General features: G+C 33.5%; 31 protein-coding genes and 1 tRNA gene. 21 read left to right on the plus strand and 11 right to left on the minus strand.

The features are described 5' to 3' along the window. The first annotated feature begins 123 nt into the window (after nucleotides 1-123). From ribB to AC5LXI_RS07250, 3 genes are all read left to right on the plus strand, one after another. On the plus strand, nucleotides 124-762 hold the full coding sequence (gene ribB, locus AC5LXI_RS07240) for a 3,4-dihydroxy-2-butanone-4-phosphate synthase (protein WP_493444181.1): 639 nt from the start codon (nucleotides 124-126) through the stop codon (nucleotides 760-762). Between the two features lie 131 nt (nucleotides 763-893). Continuing rightward, a complete protein-coding gene (locus AC5LXI_RS07245) occupies nucleotides 894-1,823 on the plus strand; it encodes an alpha/beta hydrolase (protein ID WP_493444182.1) in 930 nt (309 codons plus the stop codon). A 116-nt stretch (nucleotides 1,824-1,939) separates the two neighbouring features. After that, the gene (locus tag AC5LXI_RS07250; protein ID WP_493444183.1) at nucleotides 1,940-4,186 is read left to right on the plus strand and encodes a TonB-dependent siderophore receptor; all 2,247 of its coding nucleotides are present in this window, start codon (nucleotides 1,940-1,942) and stop codon (nucleotides 4,184-4,186) included. Nucleotides 4,187-4,233: 47 nt separating this feature from the next. Here the strand turns inward: AC5LXI_RS07250 and AC5LXI_RS07255 are convergent, their stop codons facing one another. The 3 genes from AC5LXI_RS07255 to AC5LXI_RS07265 are packed head-to-tail and all read right to left on the minus strand — an operon-like array spanning nucleotide 4,234 to nucleotide 6,471. Continuing rightward, nucleotides 4,234-5,334 carry a M20 peptidase aminoacylase family protein gene (locus tag AC5LXI_RS07255; protein WP_493444184.1) on the minus strand — a complete coding sequence of 367 codons (1,101 nt, stop codon included), beginning with the start codon at nucleotides 5,332-5,334 and terminating at the stop codon, nucleotides 4,234-4,236. 14 nt (nucleotides 5,335-5,348) lie between these two features. Beyond that, the gene (locus AC5LXI_RS07260) at nucleotides 5,349-5,822 is read right to left on the minus strand and encodes a YjiG family protein (RefSeq protein ID WP_493444185.1); all 474 of its coding nucleotides are present in this window, start codon (nucleotides 5,820-5,822) and stop codon (nucleotides 5,349-5,351) included. Then, nucleotides 5,815-6,471 (minus strand): nucleoside recognition domain-containing protein, encoded by a 657-nt coding sequence (locus tag AC5LXI_RS07265; RefSeq protein WP_493444186.1) that lies wholly within the window; start codon nucleotides 6,469-6,471, stop codon nucleotides 5,815-5,817. Before AC5LXI_RS07265 ends, AC5LXI_RS07260 begins: the two co-directional genes overlap by 8 nt. Nucleotides 6,472-7,090: 619 nt before the next feature. On the opposite strand from AC5LXI_RS07265, the gene AC5LXI_RS07270 reads away from it, so the two are divergent. The 9 genes from AC5LXI_RS07270 to AC5LXI_RS07310 all read left to right on the plus strand — a co-directional run bounded on the left by AC5LXI_RS07270 (nucleotide 7,091) and on the right by AC5LXI_RS07310 (nucleotide 10,960). Beyond that, nucleotides 7,091-7,414: a DMT family transporter gene (locus tag AC5LXI_RS07270; protein ID WP_493444187.1), complete on the plus strand. Its 324-nt coding sequence runs from the start codon at nucleotides 7,091-7,093 to the stop codon at nucleotides 7,412-7,414. A gap of 23 nt (nucleotides 7,415-7,437) precedes the next feature. Beyond that, complete coding sequence (locus tag AC5LXI_RS07275) at nucleotides 7,438-7,752, plus strand: DMT family transporter (RefSeq protein ID WP_493444188.1); 315 nt, start codon at nucleotides 7,438-7,440, stop codon at nucleotides 7,750-7,752. Nucleotides 7,753-7,849: 97 nt separating this feature from the next. Then, a tRNA-Lys gene (locus AC5LXI_RS07280) sits at nucleotides 7,850-7,925 on the plus strand. A 1,250-nt stretch (nucleotides 7,926-9,175) separates the two neighbouring features. After that, on the plus strand, nucleotides 9,176-9,355 hold the full coding sequence (locus AC5LXI_RS07285; protein WP_493444189.1) for a hypothetical protein: 180 nt from the start codon (nucleotides 9,176-9,178) through the stop codon (nucleotides 9,353-9,355). 145 nt (nucleotides 9,356-9,500) lie between these two features. Beyond that, nucleotides 9,501-9,629, plus strand: coding sequence for a hypothetical protein (locus AC5LXI_RS07290; RefSeq protein WP_256363500.1), 129 nt, complete (start codon nucleotides 9,501-9,503; stop codon nucleotides 9,627-9,629). A 131-nt stretch (nucleotides 9,630-9,760) separates the two neighbouring features. Further along, nucleotides 9,761-9,940: a helix-turn-helix transcriptional regulator gene (locus AC5LXI_RS07295; protein ID WP_493444190.1), complete on the plus strand. Its 180-nt coding sequence runs from the start codon at nucleotides 9,761-9,763 to the stop codon at nucleotides 9,938-9,940. 10 nt (nucleotides 9,941-9,950) lie between these two features. Next, on the plus strand, nucleotides 9,951-10,154 hold the full coding sequence (locus AC5LXI_RS07300) for an AlpA family phage regulatory protein (RefSeq protein WP_493444191.1): 204 nt from the start codon (nucleotides 9,951-9,953) through the stop codon (nucleotides 10,152-10,154). A gap of 70 nt (nucleotides 10,155-10,224) precedes the next feature. Next, nucleotides 10,225-10,752 (plus strand): BRO-N domain-containing protein, encoded by a 528-nt coding sequence (locus AC5LXI_RS07305; protein WP_493444192.1) that lies wholly within the window; start codon nucleotides 10,225-10,227, stop codon nucleotides 10,750-10,752. Nucleotides 10,753-10,819: 67 nt separating this feature from the next. Next, complete coding sequence (locus tag AC5LXI_RS07310) at nucleotides 10,820-10,960, plus strand: hypothetical protein (protein ID WP_181415282.1); 141 nt, start codon at nucleotides 10,820-10,822, stop codon at nucleotides 10,958-10,960. Here AC5LXI_RS07310 and AC5LXI_RS07315 read toward each other — a convergent pair. Beyond that, entirely contained in the window at nucleotides 10,944-11,117 is a 174-nt protein-coding gene (locus tag AC5LXI_RS07315) for a hypothetical protein (RefSeq protein ID WP_173795322.1), read from the minus strand. The two genes, AC5LXI_RS07310 and AC5LXI_RS07315, sit on opposite strands and share 17 nt — an antisense overlap. 133 nt (nucleotides 11,118-11,250) lie before the next feature. On the opposite strand from AC5LXI_RS07315, the gene AC5LXI_RS07320 reads away from it, so the two are divergent. The 5 genes from AC5LXI_RS07320 to AC5LXI_RS07340 all read left to right on the plus strand — a co-directional run bounded on the left by AC5LXI_RS07320 (nucleotide 11,251) and on the right by AC5LXI_RS07340 (nucleotide 14,324). Beyond that, nucleotides 11,251-11,580, plus strand: coding sequence for a hypothetical protein (locus AC5LXI_RS07320; RefSeq protein WP_493444193.1), 330 nt, complete (start codon nucleotides 11,251-11,253; stop codon nucleotides 11,578-11,580). A gap of 14 nt (nucleotides 11,581-11,594) precedes the next feature. Next, nucleotides 11,595-11,969, plus strand: a complete 375-nt coding sequence (locus tag AC5LXI_RS07325; RefSeq protein ID WP_493444194.1) for a hypothetical protein — start codon at nucleotides 11,595-11,597, stop codon at nucleotides 11,967-11,969. 82 nt (nucleotides 11,970-12,051) lie between these two features. Further along, nucleotides 12,052-12,396, plus strand: coding sequence for a primase-helicase zinc-binding domain-containing protein (locus AC5LXI_RS07330; RefSeq protein ID WP_493444195.1), 345 nt, complete (start codon nucleotides 12,052-12,054; stop codon nucleotides 12,394-12,396). 288 nt (nucleotides 12,397-12,684) lie between these two features. Next, nucleotides 12,685-12,822 (plus strand): hypothetical protein, encoded by a 138-nt coding sequence (locus AC5LXI_RS07335; protein WP_493444196.1) that lies wholly within the window; start codon nucleotides 12,685-12,687, stop codon nucleotides 12,820-12,822. Nucleotides 12,823-13,991: 1,169 nt separating this feature from the next. After that, on the plus strand, nucleotides 13,992-14,324 hold the full coding sequence (locus AC5LXI_RS07340; protein WP_493444197.1) for a DMT family transporter: 333 nt from the start codon (nucleotides 13,992-13,994) through the stop codon (nucleotides 14,322-14,324). A gap of 125 nt (nucleotides 14,325-14,449) precedes the next feature. On the opposite strand, the gene AC5LXI_RS07345 is transcribed toward AC5LXI_RS07340, so the two are convergent. Next, nucleotides 14,450-15,052 carry a peroxiredoxin C gene (locus tag AC5LXI_RS07345; protein WP_493444198.1) on the minus strand — a complete coding sequence of 201 codons (603 nt, stop codon included), beginning with the start codon at nucleotides 15,050-15,052 and terminating at the stop codon, nucleotides 14,450-14,452. 123 nt (nucleotides 15,053-15,175) lie between these two features. Then, nucleotides 15,176-16,480 carry an ATP-dependent RNA helicase SrmB gene (gene srmB, locus AC5LXI_RS07350; RefSeq protein WP_493444199.1) on the minus strand — a complete coding sequence of 435 codons (1,305 nt, stop codon included), beginning with the start codon at nucleotides 16,478-16,480 and terminating at the stop codon, nucleotides 15,176-15,178. A 248-nt stretch (nucleotides 16,481-16,728) separates the two neighbouring features. Between srmB and trmA the strand changes: the two genes are divergently transcribed. From trmA to AC5LXI_RS07365, 3 genes are all read left to right on the plus strand, one after another. Beyond that, nucleotides 16,729-17,826 (plus strand): tRNA (uridine(54)-C5)-methyltransferase TrmA, encoded by a 1,098-nt coding sequence (gene trmA / locus AC5LXI_RS07355; RefSeq protein WP_493444200.1) that lies wholly within the window; start codon nucleotides 16,729-16,731, stop codon nucleotides 17,824-17,826. 357 nt (nucleotides 17,827-18,183) lie between these two features. Then, entirely contained in the window at nucleotides 18,184-18,870 is a 687-nt protein-coding gene (locus tag AC5LXI_RS07360; RefSeq protein ID WP_493444201.1) for a heavy metal response regulator transcription factor, read from the plus strand. Further along, entirely contained in the window at nucleotides 18,848-20,260 is a 1,413-nt protein-coding gene (locus AC5LXI_RS07365) for a heavy metal sensor histidine kinase (protein ID WP_493444202.1), read from the plus strand. Before AC5LXI_RS07360 ends, AC5LXI_RS07365 begins: the two co-directional genes overlap by 23 nt. Here the strand turns inward: AC5LXI_RS07365 and AC5LXI_RS07370 are convergent. The 5 genes from AC5LXI_RS07370 to AC5LXI_RS07390 all read right to left on the minus strand — a co-directional run bounded on the left by AC5LXI_RS07370 (nucleotide 20,253) and on the right by AC5LXI_RS07390 (nucleotide 24,560). Next, complete coding sequence (locus AC5LXI_RS07370; protein ID WP_493444203.1) at nucleotides 20,253-20,453, minus strand: YaeP family protein; 201 nt, start codon at nucleotides 20,451-20,453, stop codon at nucleotides 20,253-20,255. The two genes, AC5LXI_RS07365 and AC5LXI_RS07370, sit on opposite strands and share 8 nt — an antisense overlap. 41 nt (nucleotides 20,454-20,494) lie before the next feature. Next, complete coding sequence (rfaC, locus tag AC5LXI_RS07375) at nucleotides 20,495-21,457, minus strand: lipopolysaccharide heptosyltransferase RfaC (RefSeq protein WP_493444204.1); 963 nt, start codon at nucleotides 21,455-21,457, stop codon at nucleotides 20,495-20,497. Nucleotides 21,458-21,459: 2 nt separating this feature from the next. Continuing rightward, entirely contained in the window at nucleotides 21,460-22,506 is a 1,047-nt protein-coding gene (gene rfaF / locus AC5LXI_RS07380) for an ADP-heptose--LPS heptosyltransferase RfaF (RefSeq protein WP_493444205.1), read from the minus strand. Between the two features lie 10 nt (nucleotides 22,507-22,516). Next, nucleotides 22,517-23,443: an ADP-glyceromanno-heptose 6-epimerase gene (rfaD, locus tag AC5LXI_RS07385; protein WP_493444206.1), complete on the minus strand. Its 927-nt coding sequence runs from the start codon at nucleotides 23,441-23,443 to the stop codon at nucleotides 22,517-22,519. A gap of 121 nt (nucleotides 23,444-23,564) precedes the next feature. Beyond that, the gene (locus AC5LXI_RS07390) at nucleotides 23,565-24,560 is read right to left on the minus strand and encodes a KpsF/GutQ family sugar-phosphate isomerase (RefSeq protein ID WP_493444207.1); all 996 of its coding nucleotides are present in this window, start codon (nucleotides 24,558-24,560) and stop codon (nucleotides 23,565-23,567) included. Between the two features lie 240 nt (nucleotides 24,561-24,800). Here AC5LXI_RS07390 and AC5LXI_RS07395 point away from each other — a divergent pair, with 240 nt between their 5' ends. Continuing rightward, complete coding sequence (locus AC5LXI_RS07395; RefSeq protein ID WP_065579162.1) at nucleotides 24,801-25,556, plus strand: DeoR/GlpR family DNA-binding transcription regulator; 756 nt, start codon at nucleotides 24,801-24,803, stop codon at nucleotides 25,554-25,556. Nucleotides 25,557-25,565 lie beyond the last annotated feature (9 nt).

The following is a 25,565-nucleotide window of genomic DNA, read 5'->3' on the forward strand; positions in this document are numbered from 1 at the left end:
AAATCACTATGGTCAAGCACTTGCCCTGATTCTGGTATTTAATATATTTAATGCTTAATAAATCTAATTTAGTTAATTAAAAATAAATATATTTAGTTTAATAAAACAGGATAGGTATCTACCATGAATCAGTTTAATTTAAATGAATTCGGAACCCCAATTGAGCGAGTAAACAAAGCAATCGCGTCAATCAAAGCTGGATCTGGGGTGTTAGTTTTGGATGATGAAGATCGTGAAAACGAAGGGGATATTATTTGGGCAGCCGAAACAATCACAACCGAGCAAATGGCACTAACTATTCGATATGGTAGTGGTATCGTTTGTTTATGTATGCCGCAATCCTATTGTGATAAATTGGAACTACCAATGATGGTTGCCAATAACACGAGTAAAAACCATACCGCTTTTACCATTACTATTGAAGCAGCAAAAGGTGTTACCACCGGTGTGTCAGCGGCGGATAGGGTCACTACAGTAAAAGCTGCGGTCGCCGACAACGCTAAACCAAGTGATTTGCATCATCCTGGACATGTCTTTCCATTAATTGCCAAAGAGGGTGGGGTATTAAACCGTCGGGGACACACCGAAGCCTCTGTGGATTTAGTGGCATTAGCGGGTTATAAACCAGCAGCAGTGATTTGTGAATTAACGAATGATGATGGATCAATGGCAAGAGCGCCACAAGTTGTTGCGTTTGCAAAACAGCATCAGCTACCGGTAGTCACCATTGAAGATATAGTGGCTTATCTTAAATCAAAATAATTCAAACCGACTATTAGCTGTCGGATTAATTATTCGACAGTAATTTCAGTTTTATTTAGTTTATTATTGGTAAATTGCTCTTATTTAGCATATCTTATACTTCTTTGATAATCGAGATTCTGGCGTATTTTATGTTACGACTAAGCTTTTTGTATATTCTAATGATTTTTGTCCTAACTGGTTGTCAGTCAAAATCTAACCTGTCAGAAAATGTGATTGTTCCAAACACCAAAACTGAAATATTTCATTCAAAATCAAATGGCGATTATAAAGTAACGATTTATACCCCTAATAAACCGACTCCTGACGGTGGTTGGCCAATTATTTATTTACTTGATGGTGACAGCTACTTTTTAACAACTAATGAGATAATTACCAATCAGGCTTGTGAACGTTGTGTTATTCAAGAAGGTATAATTGTCGCCATTGATTATTTTAATCAAACCCGTCGTGATCTTGATTTTCTCCCCAAACCTGAGAATTATGTTTTTGAAGTTTTACCTAATAGGCAAATTAATTTATCAGGTAGCTATGGTGGTGCTGACGCCTTTTATGATTTTTTAACCCAAGAGCTTAAACCGGAAATAGAAAAGCGCTATGTTATTAATCCTAACCAGCAAGCCATTTTTGGCCATTCCTATGGTGGATTATTTAATTTATACATTTTTTTAACTAAACCAGTGGTTTTTAATACTTATGTGATATCCAGCCCTTCTCTGTGGTTTAGTGATGGTTATATGTTTAGTGTATTAGCAAATTATTTAATTAATCAGCGACATGCTCTAAATAAACCCATTAATTTGTTGATCTCTGTGGGCGGTGCCGAACAATCTTTACTGCCTGTTGAGCAGACATTACCCGAACAGCAGCGAAAACTGCTATTAAAACACCGCCAGAATCGAAAAATGGTCGATTATGCAAAACAGTTATTTACTCGATTAAAACAAGCTAAACTTAATCAGCTCACCATAAGTTATAAAGTCTATCCTGAACAATCGCACAAAACAGCGGCTATTATTGCGCTACAAGATAGCATTCAATTAAATTTCAAAGTTAAATAAAAATTTATTTAATCCCAAATATCCCTAATTAACTTGAATATAAATGAATTTCATTTATATTACTTCGACTTAATTAATAATGATAATCATTATTAATAAAATATCAGGGATAATATATGAATACCAAATATAAATCGACTTACTTATTAGCAACACTCATCAGTTTTATTTGTCACAATACCTATGCAGATAATGGTGATTCATCAGTTCATAATGATAACGATGCCGATGAGGTTATGGTCGTCACCGCCTCTGAGCAGAGCAAACAAGCTTTAGGTGTTTCAATGATTACCCAAAAAGAATTAAGTAAAATGCCACCTAAAAATGATATTTCAGAAATCATTCGCACCATGCCTGGTGTCAGTTTGACCGGTAACTCTACTAGTGGTCAACGAGGTAATAATCGACAAATCGATATTCGCGGAATGGGACCAGAAAACACCTTAATTTTAGTTGATGGACGACCAGTAAAAAGCCGTATGTCAGTTCGCTATGGCTGGCGGGGTGAAAGAGATACTCGCGGTGATACCAATTGGGTACCTGCTGAAATTATCGAAAGGATTGATGTTTTGCGTGGTCCAGCCGCCGCTCGTTATGGTGATGGTGCTGCTGGTGGTGTCGTGAATATTATCACAAAACAGCCGACTAAAGAGTGGCATATTTCGTGGAATAGCTATTTAAATCTACCTTCACATAGAGAAGAAGGGGCAACCAAAAGGACCAATTTTTTATTAACTGGTGGCTTAACGGATAATTTAAGTATGCGTTTATATGGTAATCTCAACAAAACTGAGGCTGACGATTGGGATATCAACAAAAAACATCAAATTAATCCATCTTCGGTTAGTGCCGGGCGTGAAGGGGTGCGTAATAAAGATATCAATGGCATACTTCGTTGGGATATCACTGATAAACAGTCACTAGAATTTGAAACAAGTGTTAGTCGACAAGGTAATATTTACGCTGGGGATACCCAAAATAATAATCCTGATAAATTGGTTAGTCGATTTTATAATGACGAAACTAATAGAATGAATCGTCAAAATTACTCAGTTACTCATCGTGGTTATTGGGACAATGGCGTGAATACCATGTCTTATATCCAACTTGAAAAAACACATAATAGTCGTTTGAATGAAGGTTTAGCTGGCGGTACTGAAGGCCGCTTTAAAGATGATAATTTTTCAACGATTACATACAATAATTTTACTTTACATAATGAAACTAGTTTTCCGTTAACCATTGTGGTTCCACAAACCATGACTATTGGTGGTGAATATAATCATCAAAAGATGAAAGATCCCACTTCCAATACACAAACTATTACAGAAGGTGGCAGTATACCATGGATTAAAAATAAAGATCGCAGTGAAAACGCTTCAGCTAATCTTTGGGGCGTGTTTGTTGAGGATAACATCGAACTCACCCAAACTACCATGTTGACGCCAACGATACGCTATAATCATCAAAGCGAGTCAGGTAGTAACTGGAGTCCAGGGTTAAATTTATTTCAGGAAATAGGTGACTATTTTAGTTTAAAACTGGGTATTGCTAGAGCCTATAAAGCACCTAATTTATATCAAACTAACCCTAATTATCTGCTTTATAGTCGTGGACAGGGCTGTTATGGCGCGGGTGGTAGTTGTTACTTAATAGGTAACAAAAACTTAAAAGCTGAAACAAGTATAAATAAAGAAATTGGTTTAGAGTTTCATAATAATGCAGGTTTAATTGCAGGCTTAACTTATTTCCGTAATGATTATCATAATAAAATCGATTCTGGTACTAGCCCTATTGGGCAAGCAGAAGGTGGCCAAAATAAGTTTAAAAATTCGAATATTTTTCAGTGGCAAAATGTACCTAAATCGGTAATTGAAGGATTCGAAGGTAGTATAACTATTCCTGTTACATCAACCGTTAATTTTCGTAATAACTTAACTTGGATGTTGCAGTCAAAAAATAAAAAAAACGGTGATTATTTGTCAATCATCCCGAAATATACCTTAAACTCCTCAATAGATTGGCAAGCAACCGACAAATTTTCATTATTAACTGCTGTTACTTGGTATGGCAAACAACGACCGAGAAAATATGATTATTTGGGCGAAAAACTTACAGATAGTTCAACCAATCAACTCAGTCCTTATGCGCTTTTAAATTTAAGTGGGCAATATCAATTTAACAAGAATTTTACGTTCACAGTTGGTGTTGATAATTTATTTGATAAACGTCTGTTCAGAAAGGGTAACTCTTCTTCTTTAAAAAATCCTCAAAACGGTGTAATCAGTGTTCGAGGTGCTGGTGCTGCAACATATAACGAATCAGGTAGAACGCTATTTATTAATACTAACATCTCATTTTAAAGTATTATTTACAATGATCCACCGAAGTAATCGGCGGATTTATTCGCTTAACCTAAAACCTTTAAAGCACAAGTTTTAGTAATTTTTACACCATTTTCTAATGCTGATGTATCAAAAGTCATATCAGGATGATGAAGACCGGGTGTTAAATCGACACCTAATCCCCAAAAACCAGATTTTACATCTCTTTCACGTGGATAATTAAAGAAGTCTTCGCCACCTGGTGTGAAAATTGGTTCTTTCAATCCCTCTTTGCCAAGTACATCGATAATAGATTCAGCAATAATTTGCGTAACTTCATCATCAATTTCTGCAGCAGGGATTTCCTTCGATACTTTGATATCAGCTTTAGCACCGATAGATGCTACACTTAATTCAATCGCTTTAAGCGTTTTGGCTTTTAATTCATCCATAGCTAGGTTGGTGGGTGCGCGTAAATCCCAACAAACATAAGCCTCGGACGGAATAGCATTGGTTACGCCTGCATCACATATACAACGTGTTGCTTTGACGCTATATGTTAAACTAGGAGCTAGATGAATGGTATTTACTGCTTGAATCGCCATAGTTGCCGCATCTAAAGCGTTAACGCCTAAATGAGGTCTTGCCCCATGAGCTGGTATACCATGAATATTTACTTCAATTGTGGTTGAAGCGGAATAGAACATAGCGGCAGAAGCAAAACCTTTAGGGCATTCATCTTTAGGACGAACATGTAAACCGATGATCATATCAACATCATCAATTGCACCGCCCCCAATCATAGCTAATGCACCAGAACCTAACTCTTCAGCAGGTTGGAAGATCAACTTTAGTTTGCCTTTTTTGATATTCCCTTCTTTAATAAGCTCTTGGGCTGCGGTCAATAACATTGATGAATGGCCATCGTGACCACAGGTGTGTCTGGCACAATGTTGACCATCAATAATATGTCCTAAAGCGTCCATATCAGCGCGTAATGCCAGTACGGGGCCTGATTTACCACTATCATATTCAGCCACAATTCCGGTGGTATTATTAATATTACGCGTGACGTTATAACCGGCTTCTTCTAGTTTAGTGGCTATATAGTTTGATGTTTTAACTTCTTCAAACCCAAGTTCAGGAATTTGATGCAAATAGTGGTAGTGTTCAAGTACGTTCGACATAGATATCTCCTTTATCACACAATAAATCGCATAATGATCATAGCTATTAACGCATTAACAATACTATTAACCATTAATAGTGGCCAATATTTTTTAGGCACATCAGCAACTCCTAGTAGGCGCCCCATATATTGTAATTGTGAACCCATTAAGAAAATAGCTGGTGCTAAAATTGTGATATCCGTACCACTAAGAGTGCCAGTACTAATTAAATTTACTGCAACCCCAGTTCCAGCCGAGGCTGATAACCAAGCTGTCAATAAAACGGTAATTGCTTCACCCGGTAAACCAAATAGTCCCATGATCGGTGCAAATTTTTCACCAATTAATTGCATTAAGCCAAGTCTTTTTAATATTTCGGTAATAACAAATGCCATAATGATGTTAGGCATTAAATTGTTAATGGCAATATTAAAGCCCTTACGTGCACCAATGACAAAAATATCTAAAGGGTTGTTAGTCTGTTTTTGATTGCTTGAATTACTCATTGATAAAATCCTTTTTGTAAACTGAATTTAATACAAGGCGGACTAAAATTGCACCGACAAATTTCAATACGATCATAATGACAAGTGGCGTAAATATTGCGACAGACATTGAAGCGAATAGTGCTGAACCAATCGAAAAATAGTTATTTATTAACCCAGCACCTGAGTATTGCCATGCACTAATGATTACTAGATCTTTTTTAGTGATCTGTTTCTCATCATATAGTTCCTTGGTTAATACTGCTCCAGCATCGGTACTTTGTAAATCAGTAATTAATGCTAAACCCGTTTTACCCGGAACGCCTAGGATAGGTTTAAGTAGTGGAGTTAATAATTTATGAGCAGCACGGATGGTACCATAATGGGTAAAGATTTCTAAGACTCCTAATGCAAGCATAACAGTTGGGATTAATGACAGAGCGAAAATAAAGCCGGCTCTGGCGCTAACTCCACCCTCACCAACGAAGGTATTTTTCTCTGGATGGAGCATTGTGCCAAACTTACCACTTAAACTGGTAAAATCAAATGCCCCTAACCAAGCTTTTCCATCTACATTAAAAAATAGTCCGGAAAAAAACAGTATGGCCACAATAAGTGATACATAAGCTTTTATGCCGACTTTAAATTCATCGTCCGATTTTTTTGACATTGTCTATTCCTTTTGATTTATCTGACTTATTCTTTAATAAAAGTATTAAATAAGTTGTGTTTAAAGTACTTGAATTATTTTGCTTTCGAAAAGAATTAAAGCACTAAGCGAAGTATTCTATATTGATTTAATTGAAAAAAAACCCCTTTCAGCAAATTTTTTACAATTCAAATTGTCTATATTTATTAATTCATATTAATAATAAAGCTAAACTATCGTTGGTATTAAAGGCAGAATCAACCCAATAAAAGCTGATCATGTTGGGTAAGAAATATGAGTTAAAAGTACTATATTTATTTCTATTTTTAATGATTTTTTGAGAAAGTTATTTAAAAGCATGCAATTATCATCAACTCGGGCTTGCCATTTTTTAGTTGTCATTATAAAATTATTAATATATGGAAAGAAATATTAATGAAATATTAATGAAATATTATTAAGATAATTTAGAAATTATCGATATTTTATATAAGGTTGAATTGTTTCTCTGCATAAATATCATAATCTTTTGGTGGCAAACAAGCTAGTTTGCGAACCGTCTTTTGTTTTCATTAAGCAGATTAATGAAAAGACAAAATTAAGCAATAGAAATTGAAAATAAAAAAGTAATGAGGTCATTATGGACAGCAGGAATAAAGAGTGGGCATTTGTTGTTCTCACCTGCTTTTTTGAATTGTGTTGGGTATTTGGTTTTACTACTGCAAATCAATGGTGGCATTGGATTATTGTTATCCTTGTGATTGTTATTGATTTTACGTTTTTAACTAATGCATGTAAGACAATTCCTACTGGCACTGTGTATGCAATATTTTCTGGTGTTGGAGCGATTGGTTCATTAGTTATTGATATGGTTATATTTGGTAAAGAAATCAAACTTATTGAAATATTTTTTGTTGCATTAATTATTATTGGTGTTGTGCAACTTAAACGAGCCGATAGTTAATTAACTAAAATTTGGATCAAGATATGGGATGGTTATTTATTTTAACAGCTGCAATTTTCGAAGTTGTTGGTGCTATTGGTCTTAAGCTTTATTCGCAGCAAAAAAGCTGGTTTCGATTGATGTTATATTGGGGTGGTTTTTTGGTTTCGTTCACACTGTTTTATTTTTCACTCCAATATCTGGATTTAAGTATTGTTTACCCTGTCTGGGTAGGACTTGGAACTTCTGGCGCAGTATTGACTAATATGTTTATTTTTAAAGAACCGAAAAATTTTACTCGAATATTTGGTTTAAGTGTTATTGTTATTGGTATCATCGGGTTGCATGTTACTATGTAGAAAGAAAAGTGTGTTGAATTTAGTTATTATATTAATTTCAAACAAGAAGATGTTGCATTAGTCTATAAAGTTATATAAAATAATGCCACTTTCAAATGGGTTGTTAGCTCAGTCGGTAGAGCAGTTGACTCTTAATCAATTGGTCGCGGGTTCGATCCCCTCACAACCCACCATTCCTCAATTCATCAAAATTCAATAACGTTCAAAAAACCTTTATATAACAAGTTTTTTAACTAATTTACTGTTTATCTAAGTTCAAGTAGATTTAGTGAAATTCAAACTTTTATGTTATATATTATGTTATACGCTCAAATATAACTTAAATTCGTATAACATGGCCAAGATTATAAAACCTCTAAATGATACTCAAATCAAGTCAGTCAAGCCAAGGGAATGAGTCTTTATCAGGGAGTAATGCTTTAAAAACGGTTAATGGTTAGTTTTGCCATAAATACATATTTAAAACAGTCAACTAGACTGTTTTTTTATTGACTATTATTTAATAAATACTTTATATATATTTTGATAACACTAACAATACTAATAATAATTATATAATTTATTTATATGTATTTTTAAAGTGTTATTAAAAGAAAGTAATAACATAGAATTATGCTAGCAGGTCGGATTTCAAATCCGTGCTGATTTCCCAATGAGATCCTTTCCTTTGGCTGGCTAAATCCAAAAATGTGGTTATTCGAATAATAGCTTTTTATACGGTAATGGTATAATGAAAAGATTACGCTTAGGCTGATCCCCGAATATCCGTAACGCTAACGGACTGGCGTAATCATTTCATAAGTGATTGTTTAGGGGAACAATGGCATTACCAGAAAGACAACATTATTCATTAGATAAAGCAGTTAAGAAAATTAATTCCTATATTCCAGATAAAGAACATATTGATCTAGATGACTAGCTTCATTATGCTTTAATCGGTGAAATTGGGCTTTTTTATCCTGTATCGCATCCAATTGATTTAGGTAAGCAAGAAGTAATTGGGTTGTTCTTTTGTTACTGAAGAATATGATTTTGATTCAACGAATTAAATAGCTGAATGGATAAAAGATAAACTCAATAAAGAAATAGCAATAACTTTACTAACTATAGTGAAATTGATATCTACAATATTAGATTCATTAAAATGGAAAATGAAAATTTTCAAAGAATTGACTTATTATTGGAATTTATCAGTAGTTATTTAAGAATATCTTATGGTGATATTGATAAGTTAAAAAATGGACAAACAGTAAAAACTAATATTTTTCTAATGCCTCAAACAATAGAATAGAAAATGATAGTTTTCCAAATAATTTTGAGAAGGTTTTACCTCGTGTTCTCTTACCTGTTCAATTTGAATTTTCTATAAATGATGTCGTTATAACTAAAGAAGAATTGGATATATTCACCCAACAAATACAAGATGATAGTTTTACTATTGAAAATATTTCAAAATATTCTTTTTTTATTAAAAGAACTTTTATGCTCTAAAGCTCGTCAATGGAAGCAAGAGACAATTAGTCAAGAATTAGATAATACATTAAAAGGTATGAGTAAAAAGACGCCTAGAATCAATGTGGTCAATGTTAAACAAAAAATATAAATCATGATATAGCATTCTATTTTACTAAGGCTGAGTCTCAATAATGAGTGAATTATTGAAAATTGCCCCCCTTTCTTGATAACTTGTCTAGCATAATATATATTTATGTAGAGGATTTTTCCTCTTAAACTTTAAGGAGAACTATATGGCTCTTAAACCAGGTCCAAAACGAATTGTTCCATCAACAGGTAAACCAGATCAACGTCAACGAGATAACAAGGATACACCAGGAAATAGACCAGACGTAAAACCTAGTAAACCTAAAGGTAAATAAAAAGTTAGCTAACTAAATCAATAAAATTTGTTCCGCAAGCCAAACTATGATTCCGCGTGCGGAGCATTTCCGATAAAAATCTCAATAATTACCTCTTTAGTTAAACACAAACAAACTTATTGAGGTAAACAATGCAATTAAACACTCCAAAATACTATTTTCTTGACGAACTGGCGTTAATCTTAGGCTGTGCTAAGAATACATTACGCTATTATCCAAACTTTCCAAAAGGTTTGAAAGTAGGTAAACGTCGCGTCGTTTACGATATGGCTGAGGTTAAAACCTACTTAGAAAGCAACCGAGTACAGTAGGAGGCTTTCAATGTCATATTCAATCACACCTGAACAACACAAAGTCATTAGGGATAAATATGGTATCCAATATGATCGCCTTGTTCGTGAAAATGAGAGATACAAAATTACTAGTATCGCCCGTTCAACAGCATGGCAACTTGAGAAAGAGGGTAAATATCCATTAAGAAAATCTTTAGGTGCTAATTCATGCGGTTGGTCATTAGTGGAATAACTTCACTGGATCGATAATCCGCCAGTAGTTGAAAGGATAAATCAACCGATTAAACGCCGAGGGTTTGCTAATGGGAGCTACTAAGATAATAGTTAAACAAGATGAAGTAAGCATCATAAAATTTGATGGTATCAAAGTACGAATTATTACTTATTTGGGTGAACCTTGGTTTATAGCTTTTGATATTGCAAAATCATTGGAAATTACAAACTCAAGAAAAGCATTAATGTCATTAAATGAGTATGAACGCAATACTGTAACTTTAAGTTACGGAAATAGAGATAATCCAAATTATACCATAGTTTCAGAATCAGGATTTTATAAACTCATTTCACGAAGTAGAAAAGCGACTCAACAAGGAACATTTGCTTATCGATTTAGTAACTGGGTATTTGGTGAAGTTATTCCAACAATTCGCAAAACTGGTACTTATGGTGTGCCTTGGGCTTTCTTGAATGATCATGCTAAACGTGAAAAAGAATATCTTATTGAATCAAGCAAAAGAGGACGTAATTTAGAAGCTTGTAAAAAATGGAAAGCTAATTTGATAGCAGAAGAGCAAGCACTATGGAAAAAATATCAACCAGAATTGATTTAATAAAAAAGGCAACTTGTAACAGTTCCCCATATTCAATCACTAAAATCAATTAATTAAGGTAATATCAATGTCAATAGAACTAATCAAAAGCATTGAACTTTTGCCAAAGCGTAACGCGTTTAAAGCACGTTCTTATAATAACGCAGGGTTAAAAACATGGGTAGATTTGGAAGCGTTTGAAAGAATTTTAGTTATGCTTTTGGAGTGATTCCTCTTGATTGCAATTCTTTTCTTAAAACTCTCTTTATCCAAGTTGCTAAATTTGTATCGCCATCTTTTGCAGCTTCTTCTTCTAGTTGTTGCCTGAATTCTTCAGTTAACCGCATTTGGTATTGTGGTGATCTTTTTTCTTTTGGTGTTGACATGGTACTTACCCTATATTATTATAATTACATGGTAACGACCATTATAATGGTAACGACCAAAAAATCAATCCCTCAAAGTGGTGGAACACTATCGAGGGATCTAACCACAATAACATTAATCGAGGTAATGATTATGGCTAATAGTAATGATACCCTATGCCCTAAAAAAGGGCAATATGACCTACCTAACCTTTTATCCGTCTTGAATTTATATCAGGCTGATATCCAACCACAAAACTTATTACACGCAAAAGCACACTTAGAGGAACTTAGACAATCAATTTTATGGGGAATCGGTGCTATTGGTAATTTGTTATTTTGGGCTTCTGAATGTGAAGAATATGAGGAACAACAATTTAAAGACGATATACGCGATATTGGTTACTTGTTAGCACAATTAAAAAACGTTGCTTGCTTTGCTTCCAATCAAATTAATTTACTTGACGATAAACTTAATGATTAAGGAAGTTAACGATAATGAATAATAATCAAAAAATAACCGCAATTCACCATATCATCGTTGATTCAACTATGGCGATAGTAGCAGGTTTGTTTTTAATTGAGCAGATTAACAAAAATGATAGTCAGGTATTTATTCATGAGGGTATCAAGATTGATATTAATAAAGATTTAATAGTCTTAGGTTTAAATATCAATCTTAAGCAATGCTTAATTGAGGATTTTGGTGAAAGTAAGGGATTAAATCGCACTTATGGAATGTTAAAAGACATGTACACAGAAAGCGCAGATAAACCTATTTCATTAACTCTATTCGGGCAAGAATTGCTTTCATCATTGTTTATTGATTTAGCTGAAGATATCAAAGCTGAATCTAACGCGACAGTCCATTAAGGTGAAAGTAATGAAAATAAACGAAATTACAGCCGAAGCGATAGGCAAATGGGAATCAATCTTTAGTTAATTAGGTATTGAGGTGGGTAATGGTAAACATTACCCTAGCTCTATCTTTACCACCAAAGATAGATTCTGGTTTGATAATAAAAATGGTTACGGTACTTATTCCTGCAATCTATGTGGTAGCGGTGACGGTTTAGAACTTATCAAAACTATTATCATTATTTTTGTTGAACTGAATTTTTGCTATAAGTCACCACTAAATTTAACTAAAGAACTGGTTATTCAAGTTTTTGAATTTATTTCGCCAATGAAGCTCTCTATTAAACAAATACCGTTTCAACCTACAAACTTAATCACAGAAAGTGTTTATAATTTAATTGTTTTACCATGTTCATTATCATCTAGCTCATCAGGTGTTTAGTACATTTTTAATTAATGATATGTTGCGTTACACCTCAACACCATCTTAATAGATGTAATATAAACAATAACTGCATGCTTAATAATCTGTTGCAGTGGCACTTGATAGTAAGTAATAGATTTTATCGTAGTGGAAATATTCTGATTATAATCCAATGATTCTGGGTAGATGATAGCCAGCGTATGTTGGCTAAAACTTGTCGAAATGTCATCAGTCGCTATGTTTTTATCTAGGATAATAATATAGTGTATCTATTAAATTAATTGTGTTTTTGTCAGTGGTATTTTAATGAAAACATTATCGAGCTATATTAAATCATCAGATACTATTAGCATTTATCTGCTTGCTGAAGCGTTAGGTTGTGATAGATCTACTCTAGATGGCTGGATAAAAGATGAAACTCTTTCATTTCCTAAACCTACTTAACTAGGTAGAAACGAAATACATTTTATCTGTCAAGAGATTCAGTATTGGTTAAGTAAAAGACCGACATTCAACTGTTCTTATGACGGAAATGCAGTTAATTTTATCATAAACCATAATCAAATTGTTTCAGCAAATTCTGATGCAGATACCTTGATTAATAAACAACTAACCTTGAATGAAATACAAGTCCAGGTTAAATCAGACAAAGAAAATATTTTTTTAATCAATACTAATATTGTTATGCCATGTATTTCAATTGATGGTGTTGATTTGTTTTTTTCTAACAAGCTTTCAAGATATTTTTCTTCTGGTGAAAAATATTTTATTCTGCATTATTTTAATGATAAAGAACCGATATCTATATAAAAAAGACAATAAAATCCAGCTTAGCAAAAGCTAAAGTCCTACACGTTATAACTGTTTTAGACATTTTAAACTTTGTTTACTATATCATTTTTAGTTACTGCAAAAAATCAATTGTTATAATATTAACCAGTTCACTAAAAGCTCCTATTAGAGTTGACGAGAAGATATCTTTCATTATAGTTGCTGTTGATAAATCACTTGTTGATTTTTTTAATGTTCCTTTTTTACTATGTCCAAATATTAAAAACGTTTACCTTAATAAGAAATGATCGAGTTACGATATTATGAATTTTAACAATAAGTACAGCGTTATCTATAGATTTAATCTTGGACAGTTATATAACTAATCAATGAAATATTAGGGATTTTTAAGAAATGTTATAAATTATAACCATAACTACACTAGCACTATATGAAAGATTTTATTACTTTTTAGCAATTTATATTATTTGATATTAAAATAGATGAACATTAAAATTAATAGAGTATTCAAATTTGATAAAGCTGCTGTCGAAAAAAACAGCTAATTTGTTGATGTTAATCACCCAACATTAATAAAAGAGACTGCAAATTACTTATTTTTAGGTATAATAAACAGCAATAGCCGATGTTGGTTATATTTTATATATGGGCATTTAAACTAATCATTTATTAGTTGGTACCTTAACCACCATTAACCGTTGTAATATTCCATAAATCATAATCTATTTAACGCATTTTAATATCGCAATACTCTATAAAAATGTACCACAACGAGTCTATATCCTATTGATTAAAATTTTAACTTATTAAAGAGTAATCATATGAACGCATATCTACTACTTTTGGGGGCAATTATCTGTGAGGTCATTGCAACATCTTCCTTAAAACTATCTAATGGTTTTACCAACTTGGTTTTTTCGATTATCACCATAATCGGTTATAGTGCCTCTTTCTATATTTTATCGCTAGCCTTGAAAACTATACCAGTTGGTATAGCTTATGCAATTTGGTCAGGAATAGGGATTATTATCATAAGTCTAATCGCATGGGTTTTTTTAAAGCAGTCATTAGATCTTGCTGCATTAATTGGCATGGGATTTATTATTTTTGGAGTTGTAATAATCAATCTTTTCTCTAATGTTTCTGGTCATTAAAGGTCTAACTAACTAAATTTTCATTTATATAAATCAGTTAGGTAGTTTTTAAATAAAAAACCGGAGACGAGCTCCGGTTAAAGTCAGAAGAAAGATAAGTAAAAAATACCATTATCAAAAAATGGCTATATTTCGTTTGCATGTTGTTTTAAGTAGCTAGCAACACCATTTGGGTTTGCTTGCATACCTTGCTTTCCTTTTGTCCATTGTGCTGGACAAACTTCACCGTGTTCCTCATGGAATTGGAAGGCATCAACGATGCGAAGCATTTCATCAATATTACGGCCAATAGGTAAATCATTAATGGTTTCATGACGAACCACACCTGATTTATCAATAAAGAAAGAAGCACGCAGCGCGACGCCTGCTTCAGGATGCTCAACACCGTAATCTTGCATAATACTGTGTTTAATATCAGCTACGATTGGGAATTTTACTTCACCAATACCGCCTTTATCTTGTGGAGTATTACGCCATGCATTGTGAACATATTCAGAATCCATAGAGACACCAATTACTTCGACACCGCGTTTTTTGAACTCTTCTAGGCGGTGATCAAATGCAATAATTTCAGATGGACATACAAATGTAAAGTCCATAGGCCAGAAAAATATTACAGCATATTTACCTTTGATATGCTCAGCTAAATTAAAATTATTTACAATTTCACCAGAACCCAGCACCGCTGCTGAAGTAAAATCTGGTGCTTTACGAGTTACTAATGTCATAAAATGTCTCCTTGTATAACTTGTATTAATGCTTTAATAAATTACATTATAGCAATCTGTGACAATACGCCAAGTTGTTATCAGCGATTGATTTCATAAGTTTAATCTATCATAATTAAACTATTATTCGGTTTTAATTATCGTTTTATTGGGTTTTCCTTTATTTTTAGTATCACGATAACGTTGTTTTACTTTTTTCTTTTTGGTCTCTTCTCGTTTTTTAGCTACATTTTTTAGCTTAGCTTTTTGTGAAGGTTTCTTTTTAGTCACCGGTTTTGGTGCTTTGGTTTTTGGACGAAGTTCATCAATGGTTCTTAATTTGATTGGTTCACGAATATAACGTTCAATTTTCTGTAACAACTCATTATCGTGAGCTTCAACGAGCATAATGGCGGTGCCTTTTTTTCCTGCTCTGGCGGTGCGCCCAATTCGGTGTAAATATACATCGGCGGTTTTAGGCGCATCAAAATTAATGACATGGGTAATATCATCAATATCAATTCCTCTAGCAGCAACATCAGTGGCGACCAGTACGTTAACGCTGTTATTATTCATTCGTTTAATGGCTTCATTACGTTTGGCTTGAACCATTTCACCTTCTAAATAACAACTATGAATGCCAGCTTGATGGAGTAAAGATACCAATTCATGCACACGTTCACGTTTACGCACAAAGACAATGGCTTTTTTTACTTCTCCTTGTTTCAACAAGTGAGCTAATAATGCGACTTTGTGGTCCAGATCATCGGCACGATAATAAAATTGTAAAATCTTCTTTCGTTCTTTTCGGGAAGGGTCGGCATTAATTTCAACCGGTTCGTTAAGAATGCGGTTTGCAAAATTGTGTAAACCTTCACCTTCTAAAGTTGCTGAAAACAGTAAAGTTTGTTTTCGCCAACGAGTTTCAGCAGAAATGGTTTCAACATCTTGAGCAAATCCCATATCTAACATGCGATCTGCTTCATCTAAAATTAGCATTTCAACAGCACGACAATCGAAGTTTTCTTCTTTTATGTATTGTAACAAACGACCGGTCGTCGCAATGACGATATCTTGATTTTTACTGAAAACTTCGGCATGATTCATGTAAGCAACACCTCCTGTGATCGTTGCTATGTTTAGGTGTGTTGACTCGGTAAGTAATTTTGCTTGTTCTGCTACTTGCATAGCTAATTCACGAGTGGGTGTTAAGATTAAAATTCTTGGTGGCCCTGGTTTTCGACGCGGAAAATCAAGTAAATGCTGAACGGCAGGAATGAGAAATGCTAACGTTTTACCGGTTCCGGTCGGGGCTGAGCCTAAAACATCTTTGCCGTCTAATGCTACCGGGATAGTTTGTGCTTGTATTGCTGTAGGTTCATGAATGTCTTGCGCTTGCAGATTTACAATTAAAATATCATCTAAATCAGTAAAAGTTTGCGTTGTCATAGTGCTCTTCTAATCTATTATTTTGCTCCACATTATAACGGCAATCGCTATAACTACAATCTATATCCTAACTCAACTGATCTAGAATTCAACAAAAATAAAAATCGTTGTGAGGGTAAACGTTTATTCAATAAACCGCTTATTATGTTCAAGCTTATCATAGGTTATGGATTGTGGTAGAATTAAGTCTTTTATAAAATAGCGAATACTGCTCACTTTTTATATAAAGTGATGATCGAATTATAAATATGACAGAATCTTTTTCTAACGATAAATACCAGCAACAATTAAATAAAAAAATAATCAATCTAAAAACTATACTATCGGAATTTGCCTTGCCTGAATTAGTGACTTACCCTTCACCAATTAGTCATTATCGAATGCGTGTTGAATTTAGAATTTGGCATCATGGTGATGAGCTTTATCATATCATGTATGATAAAAGAACGAAGAAAAGAGTAAGAATTGATAGTTTTCCCATTGCTTCAAAATTAATTAATAGTGCAATGCAGGCAATTTTACCGTTAATACAATATAACGATAAATTACGTCATCAACTTTTTCAAATTGATTATTTATCAACGCTTAGTGGGCAGTTATTAATTACACTTTTGTATCATAAAAAATTAGATGAACAATGGATAATTGAAGCTCAGAAATTAAAGCAACAATTAGCTGAATTAGGTATTAAAACAAATTTGGTTGGTCGAGCTAGTAATCAAAAAATAGCTGTCAATGTTGATTATGTTGATGAGACTTTACCAATATTCGATAAGATTTTTAATTATCGACAAATAGAAAACAGTTTTACACAGCCTAATGCGGCTATTAATATAAAAATGTTGGAATGGGCTATTTCAGTCACTAAAAAGTCCGAGGGTGATTTGCTAGAATTTTATTGTGGAAACGGCAATTTTTCAATTGCGTTGGCTCAAAACTTTAGAAAGGTCTTAGCGACAGAAATTGCAAAAGCATCTGTATATTCAGCACAACATAATATCAAAATCAATAATATTGATAACCTGATCATTGTACGATTATCTGCTGAGGAGTTTACCAGCGCAATTAAGAAAGAGCGTGAATTTAATCGATTAAAGGGTATCAATTTAGATGATTATCATTGTCGAACAGTGTTAGTTGATCCACCTCGAGCGGGATTAGATGATAATACGATTAATATCATTCAAAGTTATGAGCGAATTGTCTATATTTCATGTAATCCACACACTTTAAAAGATAATTTGCAACAATTGACTAAAACGCATTATATTGAACATTTTGCAATGTTTGACCAATTTCCTTATACAGATCATGTTGAAACTGGTGTTGTTCTCTGTAAAAAATAATATCAATACTCAACAACGGTTAATTTTGCTAAAATAAAACCAGTTTTAAACTTAATTAACCGTTTTATCCAAATTATTTCATATTTTATTGTTTAAAAGGCAAAAAAAAACCCTAGATGGACTAGGGCTGCATTAAATTGCAAGGAATGGATGAAAGGAAATAAAACAATGAAACAATACTGTCTAGCCTCATGAATCATTGTGGTGCTACTATAACAAACCTAAACAGACGGATTAATGACTATGAAATTACAAAATGGTCACTGATGTGTCATGATGTCATTTGACTTTCTAATATATCCTATAACTGCATTATGCAATTTCGATAACCTGATAAAACATTAAGGAATATTCAATATGAAATTGTTAGTTGTTGAAGATGAACAAAAAACAGGTGAATATCTTCGCCAAGGTTTAGTTGAATCAGGATTTATTGTAGATCTTACTGATAATGGTCTCGATGGTTATCACCGGGCAATGACTGAAGAGTATGATTTAATTATTCTTGATGTAATGTTACCAGATATTGTTGGTTGGAAGATTGTCCAGTCTTTGCGTGAAGCAGGTAAAGATACTCAAATTATTTTGCTTACTGCAATGGGAAGTGTTGAAGATAAAGTGAAAGGACTTAATTTAGGTGCTGATGATTATATCGTCAAACCTTTTTCTTTTGCTGAATTGTTAGCAAGAATTAAATCCTTATTAAGACGAAATGTTCCACAAGTTAATAATTATCAATTAAGCATTGCCGATTTAGTTATGGATTTACCTAAACGAACAGTAATGCGAGGTGATAAAAGAATTGATTTAACTAATAAAGAGTTCTTATTACTTGAATATTTTTTACGTTATCCCGGCGAAGTATTACCAAGATCACTTATTGCTTCACAAGTATGGGATATGAATTTTGACAGCGATACTAATGTTATTGATGTGGCAATTAGGCGATTGAGGAACAAGATTGATGCTGATTTTGAGCCGAAATTGATTCATACAGTCCGAGGAATGGGATATAAATTAGATGTATTGGATGAAGCAGAGTAACATCATATCGTTTCGTATACCACTTATTGTATGCCTGCTAACCTGCGGGCTACTTTATTGTTTTAGCTATCTTATTGAACATACGTTTGAAAAAATTTCAATTCAACAAAATGTTTCGGAATTGAATTCTGTTATTACCTCAATTGAACGTGAACTTACTTATTATTCACCCGATGAAAATCGAGATGAATTTTTTCAAAACCTTTTACTTATTCTCACAGGTCATCATCATCTATTTGTTTATATTATTGATGATAAAGGAAAAATAGTGTATCGCACCCGCGGTCCTAATTTATCTATTGCGTTATCTCAAGAAGATTTTGAACGATTAATTACCGAAAATAGTACAGCAATTTGGAATATTGATAAGTCATCTTATCGTATCGGTGCATCTAGAGTTTTGTTGGATGAAAATCGTCAATATACTACGATTGTTGCTGTCGCGCGCGATTTGCAACTTGAGTTTATCAATCGATTAAGAAATGGTTTAGGATTACTTATTGCTATTTCCTGTGTGTTAGCATTGATCGGATCGTTAATCTCCATTTATTATACACAAAAGCCAATTAATCGATTAATTAAAAAAATTGAACGAATTAATATGAAAAGTTTAAATTATCGCATTTCAACAGCTTCTGTTCCTGTAAAATATGTGAGTTTAGTTAAAGCTTTTAATAATATGCTCCATCGAATGGAAGATGTCTTTGAGCGACAACGTAATTTTACCGCAGATATTGCTCATGAAATGCGAACGCCAATCACTAACTTAACAACACAAACCCAAATTGTGTTAAATAATGCCCGTTCTACAGAAGAGTATCGAGAAATCCTTTACTCTAATTTAGAAGAGTATGAAAAGATGTCACAAATGATTTCGGATATGCTTTTTTTAGCGCAGGCTGATAATCATCAACTTGTTCCAAATCTAATTGATATTGATCTACACTCAATGATTGGTTTTATGTGCGAATATTTCGAACCTTTAACTGATGAGAAAAATATTACCTTTGAGCTTGAAGGTAATTGTTCTCATATTCAGGGCGATAAAATGATGTTAGGTCGGGCAATAAGCAATATAATATCCAATGCGATTCGTTATACACCCGAAAATCAGTCAATTAAAATTAAATTGAGTCAATTAACACAAAAACGAATTCAGATTATTATATCTAATCCTGGTAATAAGATAGAAAGTCGTCATTTACCTCATCTTTTTGACCGTTTTTATCGAGTTGATGAATCGCGTCATCGAAATAATAAAGATAGTTCAGGGACAGGAATTGGTTTAGCTATTGTAAAATCGATTATCGATACACATAAAGGTCAGATTTATGTTGAATCAGATGATATCTCAACTCGATTTATTATTAATCTTCCGACAGCTATTTAATGTCATAATCACTTATTAAGAGATTAGCTGCCGCATATGCAGCTTTTTCTCTTAAATCCAGCGGTACTTGCTGATTTCCAACAATTTCGTTAAGCACTGTCATTACGGCGCCTAACGCATCATCAATATATCCTAAATCATTACTGCCAATTTGTGCATATCGTTCACGTATTAGCTCATTATATTTGTTCATTTTTTTATCCTATTGATTATTATTAAAACTTAGATGCAATTTTAAATAAATTCAGCTAATTGTTGATAAACTTCATTAGCAGATATTGATTGCATCATTTTATCTGTTGACATAATGCTATGCTGATTTTTACCATATCCACCGATTAGTTTTGGATCAGTTTTTCCAAATAAAGTAATATTAGGTCTATCTAATGCTGCTGTTAAATGGCTTAATCCAGTATCGACGGATACTACAGCTTTGGCACCGGCAATAACCGTTGCAATTTCATTAAGAGATAATTTAGGTAATACTTCAACATGTTTGAACCCTTGAGCTAAACGTAATGCACGTTCTTGTTCATGTGGAGCTCCCCATGGAAGTTTAACTTTTAGACCAGTAGGTTCAATTAGCTCAATCAAATTACGCCATGCCGATTCAGTCCAATGTTTTTCATCACGGGTAGTTGCATGTAGGAAAATTAAATATTTTTGGTTATCAGGTGGTAATGATGTTAAAAAATGATCAGCAATAGCATAGTCACCAATCGAATCTGGTTGTGAGTAGCTAAGGCTTTTAGCAAATAACATACGGACACGTTCAATGGCATGCATCTGTTTAGGAACATGATGTTTTACGTCATAAAACCAACTTGCAATTGGTTCTTTTATGCTTTGGCGATCCAAACCATGTTTGATACCTTTCGCTTTACGAGTGATTAAAAATGCACTTTTAATTAGCCCTTGAGCATCAATAATGCAATCATACTGTTGACGCTGTAAGTGTTCTATAAATTGATGGCGTTCTTGACGGATATTCTTAGCGAACCAGTTTTTTCGCCAACGTCTAATTGCAACCGGAATGACGTCATTTACTGCAAAATGCCAACTGGGAATTTGACAAAAGTTTTCTTCAACAACCCAATCAAATGTTATATCAGGTATGCAGTTAGCTGCATCAGTTAAAGCAGGTAAAGTATGCAATACATCACCCATAGATGAAGTTTTAACAATTAACACGCGCATAATTAACGGCTCTTTTCGCAGCGAACAATAAGTTTCATTAATGTTTCAAATACTAAATCTGGTTTTATATCAATAAGGCTTTGATGATATCCTTGTTCTGCATCACCTTTACGAACGCGATGATAGCCAGTGATTAAACGGATCACTTCAGCTTTATCGGATAGTGGCGGGGTAAAATCAGGACTACTTGGCCCATAAAGTGCCACTAAAGGTTTATCAAGCGCTGCTGCAACATGCATTAACCCAGAATCATTTGTGACTATGGCCTTACATGCAGAAATCACATTGATTGCCTGGTCTAATTTTGTTTTACCAGCCAGAATGATACATTGATCACCATGTACCATGTTGGCAATAATTTGTTCGCCAACCGGCTTATCTTTTTCTGAACCAAAGATAATAATTTTAGCATGCTGTTTTACGATTAAATCAGCTAACGCGGCATAGTGATAATCAGGCCAACGTTTGGCTGGACCAAATTCAGCACCAGGACAGAAACCGATTAAAGGCACGTCACTAGGAATATTAAACGTTGTTAATGCTTGATCTACTTCATCTTTTTCAACACTAAGCTTTGGCCACAAAATTGGTTGAGGCAGATCTTTAGCTGAATGAATATCTTGTTTAGGGTAGGCGAGAGCGACATAGCGTTCTACCATTAATGGAAAGGCTTGTTTATCCAGCACTCGTAAATCATTTAGTAAGCCATAACGCATCTCACCTTTCCAACCTGTACGTTTAGCAATTTTAGCAAAAAAAGGAATAAGTGCCGATTTAAATGAGTTAGGTAAGATGATTGCTTGGTCGTATTGATTATTGCGTAATTCCTTTCCTAACTGATAACGTTTGCTTAAAGCAAACTCACCATGACTAATAGGCATAGCAATTGATTGATTTACTTCAGGCATTTTATCTAATAAAGCACGGCACCAAGTTGGTGCCATCACATCAATTTCAATAGATGGATCTAACTGTTTTAATGTGCGATATAAGCTTTGTGACATCATCATGTCACCAACCCATGAAGGACCAATAATCAACGTTTTCATTGCGGTTCCTTTATTGTCGGTTTAACCATTGCATATATTCAGTTGTTCCTTGAGACACTGTTTTAAACTCAATTGGACAACCTGTTTTTCTGAATTTAGTCAGATCAGCTTGAGTAAAGCTTTGATAGCGTCCTTTTAAGTGTTCAGGGAATGGAATATAATCGATTTCGCCTTTGTGATGATAGTCTAATACTGCATCAGCGACCGATTGGAATGATTCAGCACGACCAGTTCCACAATTAAAAATGCCAGAAACTTTGTTTTTCCAGAACCATAAATTAACTTCAACCACATCGCCAACGTAAATGAAATCACGTTTAAAATTATCACTGCCAGCAAATAATTTAGGCTTTTCTCCTTTAATTATTTGTTCATTCAAGTGGTAAGCAACGCTAGCCATGCTACCTTTATGGTTTTCACGAGGTCCATAGACATTGAAATAACGAAAACCACAAATTTGTGAACTTGCATTAGGTAAAATTTCTCGTACGTACTGGTCGAATAAAAATTTTGAATAACCATATACATTCAAAGGTTTTTCATAAACTCTATCTTCAATAAAATTGTCACTACGTCCTCCATAAGTTGCGGCGGAAGAAGCGTATAAAAAAGGAATATCAAAATCTAAACAATAATGCAGCAAATCTTTTGAATAGTTGTAATTATTTTCCATCATAAATTTGCCATCCCATTCAGTAGTAGACGAACAAGCTCCTTGATGAAAAATAACTTCAATGTCGAGATTTTCACCGGAGACTATTGCTGAAATAAACTCATCTTTATCCATATAATCAGCAATATCTAAATCTGCTAAGTTGGCAAATTTAGTACCATCGGTTAAATCGTCTACTACTAAAATATCTTTTCGGCCTAAATCATTTAAATTTTTTACAATATTACTTCCAATAAAACCTGCACCGCCAGTAACAACTATCATAATGACACCTTTAACTAATAAAATTAATGGCACTATAATAACGATTTATTGGCAAATTTTCGAGTGCTCTTTTAGTTATCTTAATTTTGTTTGTTGTTACTTGATGATCATCAAATTTGATTTAGTGATATATATCTGTGATATGAATCATGCCAATAAATTGTTTTTTATTACCAATCACAGGTAAAACGGTTATTGGTCTAGGTTTATGTTGTTCCATTTTATGTAAAGCCTCAGATACATATTGGCTATGTTCAATAGTTATTGGTGTGGTTATCATTAACTCAGAAACTTGAATATCTAACAGATTAGAGTGATATTGTAATTGTCTACGAATATCCCCATCGGTAATTATGCCAAGTAATACATTGTTGTTATCAACTATCGCAACAGCTCCTATCCCCGAATTCGTCATAGCAAAAATAGCGTCAGAAATAGATTTTTCTGCAGTAATAGCAACATTTCTACTATGTTTTTCAACTAACTGTTGCACTGTCATTAAACGTATTTGGCCTAGATTTCCGCCTGGATGATAAAAAGCAAAATCTTGTGAGCTAAATTTCTTTGCATGCATCACTGATATTGCTAGTGCATCACTTAAGGCTAATTCAACCGTTGTACTTATTGTTGGTGCTAAATTGAGAGGGCATGCTTCTTGGTCTACATGGGCATCTAAATTGTAGGTGGCAAAGAGAGCTAAGGTTGATAATGGATTACCACAAATTGAGATTAACGGAATATTAATTTGTTTTATTGTCGGTAAAATATTCACAATTTCGGCTGTTTCTCCACTGTTTGAGAGGGCAATAATGGTGTCATCTTTAGTAATGCAACCTAAATCACCGTGAATAGCTTCGGCTGGATGTAGATAAAAAGATGGAGTACCTGTGCTCATAAATGTAGCTGAAAGTTTACGAGCAATATAACCAGGTTTTCCCATTCCTGTCACGATAACTCTTCCTTTGGTATGCAAAATTAATTCTACAGCATGGAAAAAAGTTTCATTAATTGAGTTAACAATTTCTTCTATTGCTGTAGCCTCTTGTTTTAGAACTTGTTTGGCTAGTTGTAACGTTTCATTTTTGCAAACTTGAAAACCTTCTGATTTTGTTGCCATATCCAAATTATCCTTATTTATAAATTAAATTAACTCTGATGGAGCTTGCATTAGTAGATATAGAAATTGTATGCATAAAACTGAAGATAATTTTATTGATTCACAAAAAACTAACTAAGAAAAAGTGAAAGTTTGATTCAGATCACATTTGTTAAACCTGGTTGTGAAAGTGTTAAAAGATTAACATTTTGTTGATTATTTTATTACTACAATGACGCCAACTTAATTGGGAAACTCGCTATGAAACAAGAACTACCAAGATATAAAAGAATTTTAGAGTACTTAGATGAATATGATGTTGCCAACATCAATTTACTATCTAATTTATTTTCCGTTTCTCATATGAGCATCAGACGGGACTTAAAACTTTTACAAGAAAAAGGATTAATAAAAGTATCGTATGGAGGTGAAATAAAAAGAAGTTTTTTAAATGGTACCCCCCTTTATGACATCAAACAGAATCGATTTTCTGAAGGGAAGAAAAGAGTAGGGAAAATAGCGGTAAGTTTATTACAACCAGGGATGGTAATTTTTATTGATGCAGGAACGACGATGCGTGAATTTGCCTTGAATATCAATGTTCCAATTACAGTAATTACTTTAGATTTACATGTGGCCTTGGAGTTATCTTCTCGGCCAGAAGTGAATACGATTATTTGTCCTGGTGAAATACAAACTACAAATGCCTCAGCTTATAACACTCAAGCCATGAAGTATCTTTCAGAACAGGTTATTGATTTAGCTTTTATTGGCGCAGATGGTTTTAATCTAGAAGATGGTGCATTGACTACAACACAGATTAAAGCTGACTGTAAATGGATGGCATTATCCAGATCTATTCAATCCGTCCTTTTGGTTGATAGCAGTAAATTGGGGCTTAGATGTCGTTTTAAAATCTGTGATTTAAATCGATTTAATTATCTTATAACTGAAAAGCAATTTCCTAGTAATTTTGAAAAACAATTAATAAAACAGGACATTAAATATATTTATTAACTGATGTAA

It is taken from the genome of Gilliamella sp. LMG 34361, assembly GCF_984569075.1.

What these genes read in the sequence shown, in the direction of transcription:
- rfaC (WP_493444204.1), bottom strand. Translation starts at nt 21,457, where the DNA reads ATGCGCGTGTTAATTGTTAAAACTTCATCTATGGGTGATGTATTGCAT.
- AC5LXI_RS07360 (WP_493444201.1), top strand. Translation starts at nt 18,184, where the DNA reads ATGAAATTGTTAGTTGTTGAAGATGAACAAAAAACAGGTGAATATCTT.
- AC5LXI_RS07290 (WP_256363500.1), top strand. Translation starts at nt 9,501, where the DNA reads ATGGCTCTTAAACCAGGTCCAAAACGAATTGTTCCATCAACAGGTAAA.
- AC5LXI_RS07395 (WP_065579162.1), top strand. Translation starts at nt 24,801, where the DNA reads ATGAAACAAGAACTACCAAGATATAAAAGAATTTTAGAGTACTTAGAT.
- AC5LXI_RS07335 (WP_493444196.1), top strand. Translation starts at nt 12,685, where the DNA reads ATGAAAACATTATCGAGCTATATTAAATCATCAGATACTATTAGCATT.
- AC5LXI_RS07320 (WP_493444193.1), top strand. Translation starts at nt 11,251, where the DNA reads ATGGCTAATAGTAATGATACCCTATGCCCTAAAAAAGGGCAATATGAC.
- AC5LXI_RS07365 (WP_493444202.1), top strand. Translation starts at nt 18,848, where the DNA reads ATGTATTGGATGAAGCAGAGTAACATCATATCGTTTCGTATACCACTT.
- AC5LXI_RS07300 (WP_493444191.1), top strand. Translation starts at nt 9,951, where the DNA reads ATGTCATATTCAATCACACCTGAACAACACAAAGTCATTAGGGATAAA.
- AC5LXI_RS07390 (WP_493444207.1), bottom strand. Translation starts at nt 24,560, where the DNA reads ATGGCAACAAAATCAGAAGGTTTTCAAGTTTGCAAAAATGAAACGTTA.
- AC5LXI_RS07270 (WP_493444187.1), top strand. Translation starts at nt 7,091, where the DNA reads ATGGACAGCAGGAATAAAGAGTGGGCATTTGTTGTTCTCACCTGCTTT.
- rfaF (WP_493444205.1), bottom strand. Translation starts at nt 22,506, where the DNA reads ATGAAAACGTTGATTATTGGTCCTTCATGGGTTGGTGACATGATGATG.
- AC5LXI_RS07340 (WP_493444197.1), top strand. Translation starts at nt 13,992, where the DNA reads ATGAACGCATATCTACTACTTTTGGGGGCAATTATCTGTGAGGTCATT.
- AC5LXI_RS07260 (WP_493444185.1), bottom strand. Translation starts at nt 5,822, where the DNA reads ATGAGTAATTCAAGCAATCAAAAACAGACTAACAACCCTTTAGATATT.
- AC5LXI_RS07310 (WP_181415282.1), top strand. Translation starts at nt 10,820, where the DNA reads ATGTCAATAGAACTAATCAAAAGCATTGAACTTTTGCCAAAGCGTAAC.
- AC5LXI_RS07295 (WP_493444190.1), top strand. Translation starts at nt 9,761, where the DNA reads ATGCAATTAAACACTCCAAAATACTATTTTCTTGACGAACTGGCGTTA.
- AC5LXI_RS07250 (WP_493444183.1), top strand. Translation starts at nt 1,940, where the DNA reads ATGAATACCAAATATAAATCGACTTACTTATTAGCAACACTCATCAGT.
- trmA (WP_493444200.1), top strand. Translation starts at nt 16,729, where the DNA reads ATGACAGAATCTTTTTCTAACGATAAATACCAGCAACAATTAAATAAA.
- ribB (WP_493444181.1), top strand. Translation starts at nt 124, where the DNA reads ATGAATCAGTTTAATTTAAATGAATTCGGAACCCCAATTGAGCGAGTA.
- srmB (WP_493444199.1), bottom strand. Translation starts at nt 16,480, where the DNA reads ATGACAACGCAAACTTTTACTGATTTAGATGATATTTTAATTGTAAAT.
- AC5LXI_RS07315 (WP_173795322.1), bottom strand. Translation starts at nt 11,117, where the DNA reads ATGTCAACACCAAAAGAAAAAAGATCACCACAATACCAAATGCGGTTA.
- AC5LXI_RS07275 (WP_493444188.1), top strand. Translation starts at nt 7,438, where the DNA reads ATGGGATGGTTATTTATTTTAACAGCTGCAATTTTCGAAGTTGTTGGT.
- AC5LXI_RS07325 (WP_493444194.1), top strand. Translation starts at nt 11,595, where the DNA reads ATGAATAATAATCAAAAAATAACCGCAATTCACCATATCATCGTTGAT.
- AC5LXI_RS07265 (WP_493444186.1), bottom strand. Translation starts at nt 6,471, where the DNA reads ATGTCAAAAAAATCGGACGATGAATTTAAAGTCGGCATAAAAGCTTAT.
- AC5LXI_RS07255 (WP_493444184.1), bottom strand. Translation starts at nt 5,334, where the DNA reads ATGTCGAACGTACTTGAACACTACCACTATTTGCATCAAATTCCTGAA.
- AC5LXI_RS07285 (WP_493444189.1), top strand. Translation starts at nt 9,176, where the DNA reads ATGATAGTTTTACTATTGAAAATATTTCAAAATATTCTTTTTTTATTA.
- AC5LXI_RS07245 (WP_493444182.1), top strand. Translation starts at nt 894, where the DNA reads ATGTTACGACTAAGCTTTTTGTATATTCTAATGATTTTTGTCCTAACT.
- rfaD (WP_493444206.1), bottom strand. Translation starts at nt 23,443, where the DNA reads ATGATAGTTGTTACTGGCGGTGCAGGTTTTATTGGAAGTAATATTGTA.
- AC5LXI_RS07370 (WP_493444203.1), bottom strand. Translation starts at nt 20,453, where the DNA reads ATGAACAAATATAATGAGCTAATACGTGAACGATATGCACAAATTGGC.
- AC5LXI_RS07305 (WP_493444192.1), top strand. Translation starts at nt 10,225, where the DNA reads ATGGGAGCTACTAAGATAATAGTTAAACAAGATGAAGTAAGCATCATA.
- AC5LXI_RS07345 (WP_493444198.1), bottom strand. Translation starts at nt 15,052, where the DNA reads ATGACATTAGTAACTCGTAAAGCACCAGATTTTACTTCAGCAGCGGTG.